This is a genomic window from Rhodococcus sp. AZ1 (assembly GCF_054979605.1).
The window spans coordinates 157,036-172,007 of sequence record NZ_JBUEQF010000007.1 but is presented as its reverse complement, the minus strand read 5'-3'; the positions used below and the strand labels follow the sequence as shown (position 1 = coordinate 172,007).

Sequence of the window (14,972 nt, the reverse complement as noted above, 5' to 3'; positions counted from 1 at the left end):
CCGGATGAACGTCGAGGTCACCCTTCTCCCCGGTATCGGAGTCCGCAAGGAGTTCGTCACAGCGGCCGGGCGCCGCATCGGGGTGATCGTGTGCCGCGACGGCCACAACGAGCTGATCGTCTCCGACAGGGACGATCCCGACGCCACCGCGGAGTCGGTGGCCCTCACCAACGAGGAGGCCGCGTCCCTCGGCAACCTGCTCGGGGCGCCGCAACTGGTGGCCCAGCTCGCCGAGGAGCACCGCGACCTGCCCGGCATCAACACCCGCCAACTGCCCATTGCCGGCGGATCACGCTTCGACGGTGCGGTGCTCGGCGACACCGAGATGCGCACACGGACCGGTGTGTCCGTGGTCGCGGTGATGCGTGCGGGTCAGGTTCAGCCTTCGCCGAGCCCGCAATTCACACTCACCGCCGGCGATCTCCTCGTCGCCGTCGGCACCTCGGACGGTCTGGACGCCGCGGCCAAGATTCTCGGGGGCTGATCGCCGGTGGGGGAGACCGCGCTCGCGCTCACCGAACTGGGTGCGGTGTTCTTCGTTCTCGGGTTGCTCGCGCGCGTAGCAGGGAGGATCGGCATCTCGCCGATCCCGTTCTATCTCCTCGGTGGTCTCGCCTTCGGTGAGGGAGGGCTCATCGCCCTCGACGGGATCGACGAGTTCTCGCATCTCGCCGCCGAGATCGGCGTGGTACTGCTGTTGCTTCTGCTGGGACTCGAGTACACGGCGAACGAGCTGGTCACCGGCCTGCGAACGTCGTGGATGGCCGGAGTGCTGGACCTGGTGCTCAACTTCGCGCCGGGTGCCATCGCGGCACTGGTGCTCGGCTGGGGGTCGGTGGGTGCTCTGGTACTGGGCGGGGTCACCTACATCTCGTCGTCGGGCATCGTGGCCAAGGTTCTCACCGACCTCGGTCGGCTCGGCAACCGCGAGACCCCGGTGGTGCTCTCGATCCTGGTGATCGAGGACCTCGCCATGGCGGCGTACCTGCCGATCCTCACCACCGTGCTGGCCGGGGTCAGCTTCCTCGGTGGGCTCGAGGCCGTCGGGATCGCGCTGGCGCTGGTGTCGGTGGTGCTTCTCGCGGCGCTGCGTTACGGCCACGTGGTCTCCAAGCTGGTCGACGGGCCGGATCGGGAGGTGGTGCTGCTGAAGGTGCTCGGATCGGCGCTGCTGGTGGCGGGGGTGGCCGCGGAGTTCCAGGTCTCGGCGGCCGTGGGTGCGTTCCTGCTGGGCATCGCGGTGTCGGGGTCGACGGCGCTGACCGCGACCCGTGTTCTCGAACCGTTGCGTGATCTGTTCGCGGCCCTGTTCTTCGTGGTGTTCGGGTTCAACACCGATCCGCGCACCATTCCACCGGTGATCGGGTACGCGCTGGTGCTCGCGGGTGTCACCGCGGCCACGAAGATGGTCACCGGAATGTGGGCCGCGCGCCGAGCCGGGATCGGCCGTATGGGCCGTGTACGCGCCGGCGCAGCTCTGGTTGCGCGAGGCGAGTTCTCGATCGTGATCGCGGGTCTGGCACTGGCCGCCGGTGCGGTGAGCGCCGAGTTGACCGCGCTCGCCACCGCCTATGTGCTGCTGATGGCCGTCCTCGGACCCATCGCCGCACGCGTGGCCGAACCGATCACGAAATCACTGACTGCGCGCATGGTTCGTGCGTGACCCGGTCGGCCGACTGATCGGTCGTCGGCGTGATCGGTCACCGGATCACAGAGCGCTGCCGGCCTTCCACTGATCCCACGGCACACTCCAGTCGCCGTTCTGCCACTGCTGCAGCGGGGCGCCCCCGGTGTTGCGCACCTCCACCACGTCACCCGGCACGGCGAAGTTGTAGAACCACTGCGCGTTGTCGGCGTTGAGGTTCAGGCAGCCGTGGCTGGTGTTGGTGTTGCCCTGCGCCCACACCGTGGAGTCGAGTTCGTGGAGGTAGATCCCGTCGGTGCTGATGCGGGTGGCGTAGTTGATCGACTCCTTGTAGCCCAGCCGCGAATTGACCGGAAGCCCGAACGTGGAGGAGTCCATGATCACCGGGTTGGCCTTGTCGAGCACGGTGTAGATGCCGGGCTGCGTCCAGAAGGAGATGGTGGTGTTGCCGACCTGCTCGGTGCCGCCCATGCCCATCGACGTGGGCATGGTGCGTACGAGGTTGCCGTTGGAGTACACCTCGACCTGCTTGGTGTTGTCGTCGGCGATCGAGATGTGCGCGTCGCCGATGGTGAAGGACACGGTGGCGTCGGCCTGCCCGAAGAGGCCGGGGCTGACCTCCTTGCCGTACACGTCGGCGGTCACGGTGACCTTGGTGCCGGGCGCGTAGTAGTTCTGCGGGCGCCAGTGCACGTTCTGATCGTCGGCCCAGTACCAGGAACCCTCGACGGGAGGGACGGTCTGCACCGCCAGTGTGCGCTGGGCAGCGGCGCGATCGGTGATGGGCTCGTCGAAATGCACCACCGGCACGATGCCCACACCGAAGGTGCCGCCGTCGGCCAACAATCCGCCGCCCGTGGTGGTGAACGACGGCATGGTCTGGTTGCCGGGGGTCACGGTGGTGAAGGTCGACGTCTGGCTCACCGGCTTGCGATCGGCGCCGACGGCGTTCGCCACGAGGGTGTAGCTCTTGCCGTAGCCGAGGGGAACGCTGGGCTTCCACGACAGCTTGTCCGGGGTCATCACCCCGTCCACCACCGTGCCCTCGTCGTTGGTGAGAGTGACCGAGTCCAGCGTGCCATCGGCCACCGTCACGCTGATGGGTGCGAGCGGATTCACACTCTCGGCGCCGCCGGCGGGGGTGATGGTCAACGTCGCCGCGGGAATCGGTGCCGCGGAGGAACTGGTCGCCGAGTTCGAGGACGCGGAGCCCGAGGTACCGATGGTGCAGGCCGCCAGTAGGGCCACGACGGCGGCCATGACGATCCACAGCGGAGAACGCCTGATCAGGCGATGCAACATGATGGTGGTACTCCAGATTCGCTACACAGGGACATTCGCTACACAGGACCAGATTCGCTGGGCGGGGTCGATTCGCTGGACAGGGTCGATTCGCAGGGGTGGGCCCAGACGCGGACCCACCGGTACAGGTTAGTCAACCATCACGACAACCGCCGACTCCAGTTGTTTCGGCGCGGTAATCGATTGTGTTCGCAGTAGGGGCTGGCCCCCGGGTGTTCGCGCAGCCGCCAACTAGCCGAACACGGCCTGATACGCGGCGTCGGTAGCGCCCGCCATCGTATCCAGCCCTGCCTGGCCCCGGGCGTTGCCGTACACGTACACCGTGGCCTGCGGTCCGCCCCGGCGACACTGCGAGGTGTACATCGATTCTGGATCGGGGGTCGATGTCGGGGAGGAACCCTCGATCTGGGCAATGCACTCGGTCTGTCCCCGGGTGATCAGTCGGGTGCTGGGCGCGTTGCCGAGATCTACTGGATCGACATCTTCACCCCAGGTCAGGCCCGGTGTCGTGGAGCGAACGGCAACGACCGTGACGGGGTAGGACAGGTCGCTGTCGACGTAGCCGCCCACCGCGACCCCGGCGCCGGGGAATGCGCGCTCGAACTCGGCTCGCGTGCGGTCGCGGGTGCGGTCGACCCGGTCCAGCACTGTCGACGCGCCATCGGGATTGATCTCGCGCATCACCGCCGCGTAGTCCTTGACCGGACCGAGTGTCTCGGGCAGGTCGATTGCGCGCTCGTCCCGCTCCGACGGCGCGCTCGCCGAGGACGAGGAGAGTGAGAGCACGGAGGTTGCCGCGAGGATCGCCACCACGACGAGCGTGGCCACCACGCCGAGAACGAGCCCGATCAGCAGTCGAGCCGTGCCGCGTGAGGTGGGAGGCGGCTCAGACGGGGGCGGCAGGTAGCCGGGATGTGGCTGCTGGGACACGGGTGGTCTCCTCGATGGGAACGAACGGAGCTGCTGAGGGAAGGTAACAGGCCGATCAGTATGCCCAAGTCGCACCCGCCGGGAGCGTGGTTTCGCGGCGGTCCCCGCGGGCAGAGCCCATCGGATGTGACAGCGTGGCACCGTGCCCTTCCCGGACGGCCCGATGTTCGCGCTGCTGCTCGCCGGTGCCGCCGTCGCGGGCTGGATCGACGCGGTGATCGGCGGCGGCGGACTGGTCTTGCTGCCGCTACTGCTGATCGCCTTTCCCGGCGCCGGGACCGCGCTGGCGCTGGGCACCAACAAGCTCACCGCCATCTGGGGCACCGGCACCGCCGCGGCGCTCTACGCGCGGTCGGTCGAGGTTCCCGGAAGGATTGCGCTGCTGAGCATCCCGCTGGCCTTCGCCGGGGCGAGCGTGGGCGCACTCTCGGCGTCGCTGATCGATTCCGATGTGCTGCGACCGACCGTGATCGTGCTGATGATCGCCGCAGGGGTGTTCGTGACCGCTCGACCATCGTTCGGTAGCGGCTCGGGGGCGCCGGTCTCGCGTGCCCGCATGCTCGTCGCGGCGGCAGCATTCGCCACGATCGGGTTCTACGACGGCATCTTCGGCCCCGGCACGGGGATGTTCCTGATCATCGCCCTCACGGCAATCCTGTCCCGGACGTTCCTCGAGAGCGCCGCCCTGGCCAAGGTCGCCAACACCGCCACCAACGCCGGCGCTCTGCTGGTGTTCGGACTCCACGGGCAGGTGTTCTGGGCGCTTGGCGTACTGCTGGCGGTGGCCAACATCGCCGGGTCGGTGCTCGGGACCCGACTGGTGCTGGCCCGTGGCTCCGGGCTCGTGCGTTACGCCCTGCTCGCGGTGGTGATCGTGATGAGCATCAAGCTCACCTACGACCAGTTCCGCTGAACCTCAACTCCAGAAGCGCCTCGGCTCCCGAAACGACTCGGCTCCGGACGAACCTCAGCTCCGGACGAACCTCAGCTCTCGAAGCGACTGATGTCGCGCACCGCCCCGCGATCGGCGGAGACGGCCATCAGCGCGTACGCGCGCAGCGCCGTGGAGACCTCGCGCACCCGGTTCGCCGGCTTGTACACCCCACCGAGGGCGGCGCGGCGTTCGGCGAGCACCTCGTCGGGCACGTCCAGGGTGAGGGTGCGGTTCGGCACGTCGATGCGCACGATGTCGCCCGTCTCGACCAGCGCGATGGTGCCGCCGGCCGCCGCCTCGGGGGAGACGTGGCCGATCGACAGGCCCGAGGTACCCCCGGAGAACCGGCCGTCGGTGACCAGGGCGCAGGTCTTGCCCAGTCCACGGCCCTTGAGGAATGCGGTGGGGTAGAGCATCTCCTGCATACCGGGGCCACCGCGCGGTCCCTCGTAGCGGATCACCACCACGTCGCCCGGCTGCACTCGGTTGTTCAGGATTGCCTCCACGGCGTCGTCCTGCGACTCCACCACCACGGCGGGCCCGGAGAAGGTGAGGATCGACTCGTCGATGCCCGCGGTCTTGACCACGCAGCCGTCGACCGAGAGATTGCCGCGCAGCACCGCCAGGCCACCGTCGGTGGAGTACGCATGCTCGACGGAGTGGATGCAGCCGTTCTCGGCGTCGAGGTCCAGATCGTGCCAGCGTTCGGACTGGCTGAACGCGGTCGACGAGCGCTTGCACCCCGGCGCTGCGTGGTACATCTCCACGGCCTCCGGCGAGGGCGAGCCGCCGCGAACGTCCCAGGTCTTGAGCCACTCGGCGAGGGAGTCGCTGTGCACCGAATGCACGCTCTCGTCGAGCAGTCCGGCGCGGAACAACTCGCCCAGAATCGCGGGGATTCCCCCGGCGCGGTGCACGTCCTCCATCAGGTACACCCCGTTGGGGGCCACCTTGGTCAGGCACGGAACCTGCTTGGAGCGTTCCTCGATGTCGTGCAGTGTGTAGTCCAGTTCGGCCTCGTGCGCGGCAGCGAGCAGATGCAGGATCGTGTTGGTGGAGCCGCCCATCGCAATGTCGAGGCTCATCGCGTTGTCGAACGCCGAGCGGTTGGCGATGCTGCGGGGGAGCACCGAGTCGTCGTCGCCGTCGTAGTAGCGCTTCGCGATGTCGACCACGGTGCGGCCGGCGTCCTGGTAGAGCTTCTTGCGTGCGGTGTGGGTGGCCAGGATCGAGCCGTTGCCCGGCAGCGCCAGTCCGAGCGCCTCGGTGAGGCAGTTCATAGAGTTGGCGGTGAACATCCCCGAGCACGATCCGCAGGTGGGGCAGGCCGCCTCCTCGATGCGGCTGATGTCCTCGTCGGAGACGTCGGTGGCGACGGCGTCGGCGATGGCCGAGACCAGGTTCAGGCGCGTGCGCACGGTGCCGTCGACGAGCACCGCGGTGCCGCCCTCCATCGGCCCCCCGGAGACGAACACCGTGGGGATGTTCAGTCGCAGCGCGGCCATGAGCATGCCGGGAGTGATCTTGTCGCAGTTGGAGATACAGATCAGAGCGTCGGCGCAGTGCGCGTTGACCATGTACTCCACGGAGTCGGCGATCAGATCCCGCGAGGGCAGCGAGTACAGCATGCCGCCATGGCCCATGGCGATGCCGTCGTCGACGGCGATGGTGTTGAACTCGCGGGCGATCCCGCCGGCGGCGTGGATGGCCTCGGAGACGATGCGGCCCACCGGCTGCAGGTGGGTGTGGCCGGGCACGAACTCGGTGAAGCTGTTGGCGACGGCGATGATCGGCTTGCCGAAGTCCTCGCGGGCGACGCCGGCGGCGCGCAGGAGTGCGCGAGCGCCGGCCATGTTGCGGCCGTGGGTGACCGTGCGTGATCTCAGTTCGGGCATGGCATCCACTATCCCCTGATCAGCGCTTCGGCGGAAGACGCCCCCGGTGCTAGTGGTGGCACTACTACCCTGACGGGGTGGACTCCACCGCACAGCGCCGCAGCGAACTCGGAGATTTCCTGCGCGGCCGACGCCAGCGGCTGGTGCGGGCCGACGCCGGACTCGGCCCGGTGGGCCGCGGACGCACGACGGGTCTGCGGCGGGAGGAGGTCGCGGTGCTCTCGGGCATTTCCGTCACCTGGCTCACCTGGCTCGAGCAGGGACGCGAGATCAACCCGTCCCGTCAGGTGCTCGACGCGTTGGCGCGCTCGCTGCGGCTGACCGACGCCGAGCACACCTACGTGCTCTCGCTCGGCGGCTACGTGGGCGGTCGGGCGGGCGCGCAGGTCGCCGGGGTGCCGGATCATCTGCAGCGGCTGCTCGACGCGCTCGATGCCTCGCCGGCGTTCGCCATCGCGCCGGACTGGACCATCACCGGATGGAACTGGGCGTACGCGCAGCTCTATCCCCGTGTCGCGACGGTCGACGCGAGCGATCGGAACCTGCTCTACCTCGTGTTCACCGATCCGTACGTCCGAGAGTTGTTGCCGGACTGGGATATCGATTCCCGACGCTTTCTCGCCGAGTTCCGGGCCGAGGTGGGGCCGCGACTGGGTGAGTCCGGACCGGCGCGGCTGGTGACTCGATTGCGTTCGGAGAGTTCGGAGTTCGCGCAAGGGTGGGACGGGCACGCCGTGGCGGGCTTCGCCTCGCGCGAGCGACTGTTCCACCATCCCCGCGTGGGGGACCTTCGCCTCGAGCACCACCGGTTGGCGCCGTCGGATCATCCGGACACCCACATCGTGGTGTACACACCGATGCCCGGCACCGACGCCGCGGTTCGGCTGCGACAGTTGCTGAACCGGTGATCCGCTCAGTCGGCTCGGCGCTCGCGCACCAGGCGAACCGCGTCGGTCAGGCTCAGACCGCGGTAGCTCTCCCGCAGGGCCTTGATGGCCGCGATCTCGCCGTCGTTCTCGGCGATCACGCGCTCGATCTCCGCCGGGTCCACCGCGGCGGGGTCCACGTGGTTGAAGCGCCCCGTCAGGCGCAGGTACGCGTCGGAGGCGAGGAAGATCGCCAGCACCGACAGTGTGATCACCATCAGCCAGTTGGTGGGCGCGGTGAGGTTCGCGGCCGCGGCGACGGCGGCGATGATCGCTAGCACCACGGTGCCCGCACCGCGAACCCGGTTCGACATCGACCACCGTGCGCGCATGAACCCAACCTAGTCGAGCTCTCAGCAGGGTCTCAGCCACCCGCGCCACACTGGTGGGATGCGAATCCTGGTGACCGATGACGACCGGGCGGTACGTGAGTCGCTGCGGCGGTCGCTGACGTTCAACGGCTACAACGTCGATCTGGCGGTCGACGGGGTCGACGCGCTGACCCGGGTGGAGCAGGAGCGTCCCGATGCCCTGGTGCTCGATGTGATGATGCCGCGGCTCGACGGGCTCGAGGTGTGTCGGCGGCTTCGCTCGACCGGGGACGACCTCCCGATCCTGGTTCTGACCGCGCGCGATTCGGTGAGCGAGCGCGTCGCGGGCCTCGACGCCGGCGCCGACGACTACCTGCCCAAGCCGTTCGCGCTCGAGGAGCTGCTCGCGCGGTTGCGGGCACTGCTGCGCCGCACCACGGTCGAGCCCGGCGAGCAGTCCGAGGTCCTGCGGTTCGAAGACCTGTCCATGGACCCGGTCACCCGCGAGGTTCTTCGCGGTGAGCGCTCCATCAGCTTGACCCGAACCGAGTTCTCGCTGCTCGAGATGCTGATGACCAACCCGCGCCGAGTGTTGACCCGCAGCCGGATCCTCGAGGAGGTGTGGGGGTACGACTTCCCCACCTCGGGCAACGCCCTCGAGGTGTACGTGGGATATCTGCGCCGCAAGACCGAGGCCGACGGCGAGCCCCGCCTGATCCACACCGTCCGCGGGGTGGGATACGTGCTGCGTGAGACGCCCCCGTGAGCTGGTTCGCCCCCGGTGAGGTGGTGCGCTCGCCGCGCGCGTGGACGCGATCGGTGTCCCTGCGCTGGCGAGTGACGATCCTGGCGGCGTCGGTGGTGGCGATCGCCGTGGCCGTGATGGCCGTCGCGGCGTATGTGGTGGTCTCGCGAGCGCTCTACAGCGATGTCGACACCCAGTTGCGTACCCGCGCCGCGTCGATCATCGACACCAACCTCGTCTCGTTCGACCCGCGCTACGTCGCCGGAGCCACCCTGTACAGCACGGATGTGTCGGTGGCCCTGGTGTTCTCGAACCTCTCCAAGTACGTGCCGCCGGGCTCGAGTGTGCCCATCGGTGAACCCGAGATGGCGGTGGCCCGCGGCGAGAGCGCGGGTTCGCTGCGCACCACCGTCGGCCAGCGGGTGCTGGCGCTGCGGACGCAGGACGGCAGCACGGTCGTGATCTCGCAGAGCCTCGCGCCCACCCGCGCGGTGCTCGAACGTCTGGCCTGGGTGCTGGCGCTGGTCGGGGGTATCGGGGTGGTGCTCGCCGCGTTCGCCGGAACGGCCGTGGGACGCACCGGCCTGCGACCGATCGCGCGGTTGACCGCGGCCGCCGAGCGGGTGGCGCGCACCGACGATCTGGCGCCGATCCCGGTGACCGGGGACGACGAGCTCGCCCGACTGACGGAGAGCTTCAACACCATGCTGCGCGCGCTGGCCGAATCGCGCTCACGTCAATCCCGGTTGGTGGCGGACGCCGGACACGAGCTTCGAACTCCGTTGACGTCGCTCCGAACCAACATGGAGCTGCTCATCGCATCGGGACGTCCGGGGGCGCCGCGGATCCCCGAGGAGGACATGGCCGAGCTGCGCACCGACGTGGTGGCCCAGATCGAGGAGCTGTCCACCCTGGTGGGTGACCTGGTCGACCTGGCACGCGAGGACACGCCGGAGAACGTGTACGAGCGGGTGGATCTGGCCGAGGCGGTCGAGCGCAGCCTCGAGCGGGTGCGGCGGCGACGCAGCGAGATCGAGTTCGACGTGCACACCACACCCTGGGTGGTCTACGGCGACCCGGCGGGCCTGTCCCGCGCGGTGCTCAACGTTCTCGACAACGCGGCCAAGTGGAGCCCGAGCGGGGGGGTGGTGCGGGTGGCGATGACACAGTGCGCGCCCGGCCTGCTGGAGCTGACCGTGGCCGACGACGGGCCCGGCATCGCCCCTGCCGAACGTGAGCTGGTGTTCGAGCGGTTCTACCGGTCCACGGCGTCACGCTCGATGCCCGGTTCGGGCCTGGGGCTGGCCATCGTGCGCCAGGTCGTGGTCAAGCACGGGGGAACCATCGCGGTCGAGGAGTCCGAATCCGGCGGTGCTCTGATTCGAATCGTCATGCCGGGGGAACAGGGAACTGCGCCGGGAACGGCTCCGGGAACAGCTTCGGGAACAAAGCAGGCCGCTTCCGACTCCAATGAGATGAAGGTCCACGGAGTGCAGGACGGTTCTGCAGGACTCCACAGCCGATAGCTACTCCGGTCTCAGCACGCTCTCAGTACCGGGGTGCAGGCTCGGTATCAACTGAAGAAGGCAACGACCTCCGGCGATCGACACGTCGGACAATCAACGCGAAGGTGACCACAGCCATGAGTGAGGATCGCACCACTCCCGCCGACTCGTCGGCTCCCTCGGAATCCGGTGCCGGGCAGGACGCAGGTACCAACGCCTTCCCGCAGTCCGGATCCCCGACCAACCCCGACGCTTCCGCGAACGCCTACGGCGCGCAGCAGGGCTCCACGACGAGCCAGCCCCAGTACAGCCCCTACCAGGGCGGACAGTACACCGCAGGCCAGTACGGGTCCGATCAGTACGGCTCGGGCCAGTACGGTGCCGGCCAGTACGCGTCCGGGCAGTACGGCAGCAACCAGTACGGGCCCTACTCCGGCTCGTTTCAGGCCGCCGCCGTCCCCGCGAAGAAGTCCGGTCGCTCCGCTCTCGTGATCGGCGCGGTGGCCCTGGCGCTCCTCAGTGGCGGCGTCGGCGGCGCGGTGGGCGCGTACGTCGAGCGCGACAACACGTCGGTGAACGCGCTGAACCAACCGGTGTCCTCGGCCAACCCGGCATCCAATGCGCCCGACGGGTCCATTCAGGCGGTGGCGCAGAAGGTGCTGCCGTCGGTGGTGCAGATCCAGGTGGACGGCCGCCAGGGTTCCGGTGAGGGCTCGGGCATCATCCTCTCCACCGACGGGCTGATCCTGACCAACAACCACGTTGCCACCGGTGGCGGCGGCGGGGCCAAGATGACCGTGAGCTTCAACGACGGGTCCACCGCTCCGGCCACGCTGGTGGGCGCGGACGCCTCCTCCGACATCGCAGTGATCAAGGTGTCCGGAAAGTCGAACCTCACGCCCATCGAGTTGGGTACGTCCGCCGATCTCGCTGTCGGTCAGCCCGTGGTGGCCGTCGGGTCGCCCCTGGGCTTGGCCGGCACGGTCACCTCGGGCATCGTCTCCGCGCTCAACCGTCCGGTCTCGACCAGCGGTGAATCGAGCAACCAGTCGACGGTCCTCGACGCGATTCAGACCGATGCCGCCATCAACCCGGGTAACTCCGGCGGTGCCCTGGTGAACATGGCGGGCCAGCTCGTCGGCATCAACAGCGCGATCGCCACGCTGGGCGGCAGTGGCGGAGGCGGCGGCCAGTCGCAGAGCGGATCGATCGGCCTGGGCTTCGCCATCCCGATCGATCAGGCCCGACGCATCGCCGACGAGCTCACCAAGAACGGCAGCGCCACCCAGGCGATCATCGGGATCTCGGTACCCAGTCAGGACGACGGCTCCGGGGCCCGAGTGCTCGAGGTGACCGCCGGCGGTCCGGCAGAGCAGGCCGGGATCCCCAAGGACGCGGTGATCACCCGTATCGACGATCGCGTCATCGACAGCGGTGACGCCCTCATCGCGGCCGTGCGCTCACACGCGCCGGGAGACAAGGTCAAGGTCACCTACTCCGCCGGGGGCAACGACACCACTGTCGAGGTCACCCTCGGTACGGCGCCGAGCGGCGGCCGGTGATGAGTGCGAGTGGAGCCGAGGAGGTGGTGGTGGTGCTCGACCGCGAGTTCGATCCCGACGTTCAGGACGGTGAGTTCGTCCCCGTTGGCGCTACGGTGAGGGCCATGGAACACCAGGCGCCCGTTGCGGGCCGAGCGTTGGTCGTGATCGTCGACGATCGCACCGCGCACGGAGACGAGAAGGATTCGACCGGACCTCTGGTCACCGAGTTGCTGACGGAAGCGGGTTTTCTCGTCGACGGTGTGGTGGCGGTGGCCAACGACGAGGTGGAGATCCGGAACGCGCTCAACACCGCGGTGATCGGCGGCGTGGACCTGGTGGTGTCGGTCGGAGGAACGGGCGTGTCGCCGCGCGATGTCACCCCTGACGCGACCGCGGACGTCCTCGACCGTGAGATCGCGGGCATCAGCGAGGCGTTGCGGTCGTCCGGTCTGGCTGCCGGTTCGCTCGACGCGGGACTCTCCCGCGGCCTGGCCGGAGTATCGGGCAGCACCGTGGTGGTCAACCTCGCCGGCACGCGCGCAGCGGTGCGCGACGGAATGGCGACGCTCACCCCGATGGCGGCCCATGTGATCAGCGAGCTGTCCGGCCTCGAGGACTGACCGACCATCGCCACCGATTCAGAGAGCCGCGAAGCCGAGAGCCGCGAAGCCGAAAGCACTGAAGCCGAGAGCCGGGCCCGCGAACAGCGGGCTCGGCTCGCTCGCATTTTCGGGGAGGTCCTTCCGGACACGACGTCGGACGAGACCGGTGCGTCGCCGTCGGAATCACACGGTCGTGATTTCACCGAGGAGTGGTACCGGCGCCAGAGACCGCCACACCACGAGTGAGAAGTGTGATCCACACCACATTTCTGGTCCGGGAATCTGGTCGGAAATGAAATCTGGAAGCCGACTGCGGCCCCGTTTTGGTCACAGGGATCACATATCGGACACCTTCAGGTGCCTTCGTTACATCGAATCGGTGTGATTCGAAGCCCTCGGAATGTGTGCTTTGCCACAGTATCTTCCCACGTCGTCACACGTCAGAGGCGCCGGAGCGATGTCGCGAGGGCCTGATCAGGGCAGCCGGAGCCATGGTTGCTCCTACGTCCAACGGTCTGTGACCGACGTTCACATGCGCGAAACATGCAGCACTGCGCGGTGCCGACACGGCGGGGGGTTGGGATTGTCTGGACCCGATCGAGGCTCTATGGTTTCGCTCAGGTTCACCGCGGGGGTCTCGAGTGTTCTCGGGAGTCCTCAAACCTGCACTGCCCGACTCGTAGGTCAAGAGCCTGTAAGTCGCCGTTCTGCCGGAGCGCACCGTTAGCTGCGTCGGAACGGGAAGAGCCCGACAGCGCACCCCGTGCACCACGCACGGGGACGAACATGATGAGGAAGTACATGACCGTAATCCAGAAGCCGCGGCGCAGCCGGGGGCTCAAGTCCATTCGCGCGGCAGTTGTCGCCGGTGCAGCCGTGATCGGCGTGGTCATCGGAAGCGGTTCCGCCCAGGCGGCCGTGGACAACTCCAACTCGATCGTCGACGGCGACGGCAACACCGTGTCCGTGTCGGCCTCCGACACCTTCATCAACTCCGTCTTCCCGCTCGACGGCAACCCGCTCACCCGTGAGTGGTTCCAGAACGGCCGCGTGTCGTACTCGGTGACCGGCTCGGGCGCCAAGGACTTCTCCGGCACCCTGTCGATCGGCTACCAGGTCGGCTACCCGGCTGCCATCGATCCGAAGATCACCTTCTCCTACGAGACGCCGAACGTCTCAGTCGGCGACGTTCCGCTCAGCGGTGCGGCAGGCGGAACGTTCGGTACGAACGACCTGTTCCCCGGAGTTGAGTTCTCGCTCCCCATCGCGACTGGCGGCGGCATCAAGGAGGTCGAGGCTGCGACCAGCTCCGTCTCCGGCGGCAGCGGCTCGGTGTTCCTGTCCAACTTCCACGGCACGGTCACCGGCGTTCTCGGCAACGTGACCATCCGTCCGTACGTGAAGCTGGTCAGCGACAAGGGCGACACCGTGGTGTCCTACGGCGTCCCGTGGCGCCTGAACTGAGCATTTTCGCTCGGTAGCTCGATCTGAACCACACGCTGGGCCCGTCTCGGATCTTCTCCGAGGCGGGCCCAGCGTTCGTTCATCGGTCGCCCTCGGTTCTCCGCGTCGACCGTCGGATCGATCAGTGCCGCAACACCTTCCGTACCCCCACCGAGTGGGCGATCATCGCCCGCATCTGATTCGATGGAGCCATGAGAACCACCATGATCCTCTCCGCGGTCGCCGTGACGGCCGCGGTGGCGCTGTCCGGGTGCTCCGACAACTCGTCCTCTTCCGGCTCCACCGGGCAGAGCGCGAGCGCGTGCAATCAGTTCGCCACCTCCTTCAATGCCCTGGCCTCCCTGGCCAAGGGACCCACCGACAACGACGTCCCCAAGTGGACCGCGGCCAAGAACGCCGAGATCGAGAAGATCAAGGCCCTGCCCGGGTCGGCGTCCGGCGCGGTCAAGGACTCGCTGACCACGCTCATCGCGGCGCTCCCACCGGACACCCTCGTGCTGTCCGAGCCCGACAGCGAACCGGGTCAGAAGTACGTCGACAACGCCAAGGCCGTGGCGTCGGCGTGTGCGAGTGACGGAACCACCATCACCCTCAGCGAGTTCGACCTGCCCAAGTTCAGCAAGTAGCACACGCACACGAACAGCAGAACGCCCCCGACGCACTGCCTCGGGGGCGTTCTGCCGTACGTGGTGGGCTGCTGTCAGCCCTTGGCGCCCTTGGCCAACAAATCGCGGATCTCGGTGAGCAGCTCCACGTCGGTGGGGTCGGTCTCCACCGGCTCACCCGTGGCCTTGCGCGCGGCGACGCGAGCCTTGGCCGCATTGACGGGCACGATGATCAGGAAGTAGACCACCGCCGCGATGATCACGAAGTTGATGGCCGCGGTGATCACGGCACCGATGTTGACGAAGGTCGCCGCGCTGTCGGTGATCTTGAAGCCGAAGCCCAGCTCGTTGGAACCGCCGACCGCTGCGAGCAGGGGCTCGACGATGTTGGTGGTGAACGCGGTGACGATGGCGGTGAACGCCGCACCGATGACCACGGCGACGGCCAGATCGACCACGTTGCCGCGAAGCAGGAAATCCTTGAAGCCCTTCAGCATGGTTGTACCCCTCCGACTGTGTACTGCATTCGAGTGTGAGAACAGCGGTGTGAACTGCGTGCGAGCG

Annotated in this window: 15 protein-coding genes; 10 read left to right on the top strand and 5 right to left on the bottom strand. The window is 68.0% G+C overall.

Annotated features, from left to right (window positions below):
• Nucleotides 1-4: 4 nt before the first annotated feature.
• Both ACY48E_RS11125 and ACY48E_RS11120 read left to right on the top strand, forming a co-directional pair.
• Nucleotides 5-484, top strand: a complete 480-nt coding sequence (locus ACY48E_RS11125; RefSeq protein ID WP_462872222.1) for a cation:proton antiporter regulatory subunit — start codon at nt 5-7, stop codon at nt 482-484.
• Nucleotides 485-490: 6 nt separating this feature from the next.
• The gene (locus tag ACY48E_RS11120; RefSeq protein WP_462872221.1) at nt 491-1,663 is read left to right on the top strand and encodes a cation:proton antiporter; all 1,173 of its coding nucleotides are present in this window, start codon (nt 491-493) and stop codon (nt 1,661-1,663) included.
• 45 nt (nt 1,664-1,708) lie between these two features.
• Here ACY48E_RS11120 and ACY48E_RS11115 read toward each other — a convergent pair whose 3' ends face one another.
• Both ACY48E_RS11115 and ACY48E_RS11110 read right to left on the bottom strand, forming a co-directional pair.
• A complete protein-coding gene (locus tag ACY48E_RS11115; protein ID WP_462872220.1) occupies nt 1,709-2,947 on the bottom strand; it encodes a L,D-transpeptidase in 1,239 nt (412 codons plus the stop codon).
• Between the two features lie 231 nt (nt 2,948-3,178).
• Entirely contained in the window at nt 3,179-3,877 is a 699-nt protein-coding gene (locus tag ACY48E_RS11110) for a hypothetical protein (RefSeq protein ID WP_462872219.1), read from the bottom strand.
• A gap of 163 nt (nt 3,878-4,040) precedes the next feature.
• Between ACY48E_RS11110 and ACY48E_RS11105 the strand changes: the two genes are divergently transcribed.
• Nucleotides 4,041-4,790, top strand: a complete 750-nt coding sequence (locus tag ACY48E_RS11105; protein WP_462872276.1) for a TSUP family transporter — start codon at nt 4,041-4,043, stop codon at nt 4,788-4,790.
• Between the two features lie 71 nt (nt 4,791-4,861).
• Here the strand turns inward: ACY48E_RS11105 and ilvD are convergent, their stop codons facing one another.
• Complete coding sequence (gene ilvD / locus ACY48E_RS11100; RefSeq protein WP_462872218.1) at nt 4,862-6,706, bottom strand: dihydroxy-acid dehydratase; 1,845 nt, start codon at nt 6,704-6,706, stop codon at nt 4,862-4,864.
• Nucleotides 6,707-6,783: 77 nt separating this feature from the next.
• Here ilvD and ACY48E_RS11095 point away from each other — a divergent pair, with 77 nt between their 5' ends.
• The gene (locus ACY48E_RS11095; protein WP_462872217.1) at nt 6,784-7,614 is read left to right on the top strand and encodes a helix-turn-helix transcriptional regulator; all 831 of its coding nucleotides are present in this window, start codon (nt 6,784-6,786) and stop codon (nt 7,612-7,614) included.
• Nucleotides 7,615-7,619: 5 nt separating this feature from the next.
• Here ACY48E_RS11095 and ACY48E_RS11090 read toward each other — a convergent pair whose 3' ends face one another.
• Complete coding sequence (locus ACY48E_RS11090; protein ID WP_462872216.1) at nt 7,620-7,964, bottom strand: hypothetical protein; 345 nt, start codon at nt 7,962-7,964, stop codon at nt 7,620-7,622.
• A gap of 58 nt (nt 7,965-8,022) precedes the next feature.
• On the opposite strand from ACY48E_RS11090, the gene ACY48E_RS11085 reads away from it, so the two are divergent.
• The 6 genes from ACY48E_RS11085 (at nt 8,023) to ACY48E_RS11060 (ending at nt 14,429) form a co-directional block, all read left to right on the top strand.
• A complete protein-coding gene (locus ACY48E_RS11085) occupies nt 8,023-8,709 on the top strand; it encodes a response regulator transcription factor (protein WP_462872215.1) in 687 nt (228 codons plus the stop codon).
• Nucleotides 8,706-10,214, top strand: a complete 1,509-nt coding sequence (locus ACY48E_RS11080) for an ATP-binding protein (RefSeq protein WP_462872214.1) — start codon at nt 8,706-8,708, stop codon at nt 10,212-10,214. Before ACY48E_RS11085 ends, ACY48E_RS11080 begins: the two co-directional genes overlap by 4 nt.
• Nucleotides 10,215-10,330: 116 nt before the next feature.
• On the top strand, nt 10,331-11,755 hold the full coding sequence (locus ACY48E_RS11075) for a S1C family serine protease (protein ID WP_462872213.1): 1,425 nt from the start codon (nt 10,331-10,333) through the stop codon (nt 11,753-11,755).
• A 104-nt stretch (nt 11,756-11,859) separates the two neighbouring features.
• Nucleotides 11,860-12,357, top strand: coding sequence for a MogA/MoaB family molybdenum cofactor biosynthesis protein (locus tag ACY48E_RS11070; RefSeq protein ID WP_462872275.1), 498 nt, complete (start codon nt 11,860-11,862; stop codon nt 12,355-12,357).
• A gap of 783 nt (nt 12,358-13,140) precedes the next feature.
• Nucleotides 13,141-13,803, top strand: coding sequence for an MspA family porin (locus ACY48E_RS11065; RefSeq protein WP_462872212.1), 663 nt, complete (start codon nt 13,141-13,143; stop codon nt 13,801-13,803).
• 191 nt (nt 13,804-13,994) lie between these two features.
• Entirely contained in the window at nt 13,995-14,429 is a 435-nt protein-coding gene (locus ACY48E_RS11060; RefSeq protein ID WP_462872211.1) for a hypothetical protein, read from the top strand.
• A gap of 74 nt (nt 14,430-14,503) precedes the next feature.
• Here ACY48E_RS11060 and mscL read toward each other — a convergent pair whose 3' ends face one another.
• Entirely contained in the window at nt 14,504-14,905 is a 402-nt protein-coding gene (mscL, locus tag ACY48E_RS11055; RefSeq protein WP_462872210.1) for a large conductance mechanosensitive channel protein MscL, read from the bottom strand.
• Nucleotides 14,906-14,972 lie beyond the last annotated feature (67 nt).

What these genes read in the sequence shown, in the direction of transcription:
- ACY48E_RS11125 (WP_462872222.1), top strand. Translation starts at nt 5, where the DNA reads ATGAACGTCGAGGTCACCCTTCTCCCCGGTATCGGAGTCCGCAAGGAG.
- ACY48E_RS11115 (WP_462872220.1), bottom strand. Translation starts at nt 2,947, where the DNA reads ATGTTGCATCGCCTGATCAGGCGTTCTCCGCTGTGGATCGTCATGGCC.
- ACY48E_RS11105 (WP_462872276.1), top strand. Translation starts at nt 4,041, where the DNA reads ATGTTCGCGCTGCTGCTCGCCGGTGCCGCCGTCGCGGGCTGGATCGAC.
- ilvD (WP_462872218.1), bottom strand. Translation starts at nt 6,706, where the DNA reads ATGCCCGAACTGAGATCACGCACGGTCACCCACGGCCGCAACATGGCC.
- ACY48E_RS11090 (WP_462872216.1), bottom strand. Translation starts at nt 7,964, where the DNA reads ATGCGCGCACGGTGGTCGATGTCGAACCGGGTTCGCGGTGCGGGCACC.
- ACY48E_RS11085 (WP_462872215.1), top strand. Translation starts at nt 8,023, where the DNA reads ATGCGAATCCTGGTGACCGATGACGACCGGGCGGTACGTGAGTCGCTG.
- ACY48E_RS11075 (WP_462872213.1), top strand. Translation starts at nt 10,331, where the DNA reads ATGAGTGAGGATCGCACCACTCCCGCCGACTCGTCGGCTCCCTCGGAA.
- ACY48E_RS11070 (WP_462872275.1), top strand. Translation starts at nt 11,860, where the DNA reads ATGGAACACCAGGCGCCCGTTGCGGGCCGAGCGTTGGTCGTGATCGTC.
- ACY48E_RS11065 (WP_462872212.1), top strand. Translation starts at nt 13,141, where the DNA reads ATGACCGTAATCCAGAAGCCGCGGCGCAGCCGGGGGCTCAAGTCCATT.
- ACY48E_RS11060 (WP_462872211.1), top strand. Translation starts at nt 13,995, where the DNA reads ATGAGAACCACCATGATCCTCTCCGCGGTCGCCGTGACGGCCGCGGTG.
- mscL (WP_462872210.1), bottom strand. Translation starts at nt 14,905, where the DNA reads ATGCTGAAGGGCTTCAAGGATTTCCTGCTTCGCGGCAACGTGGTCGAT.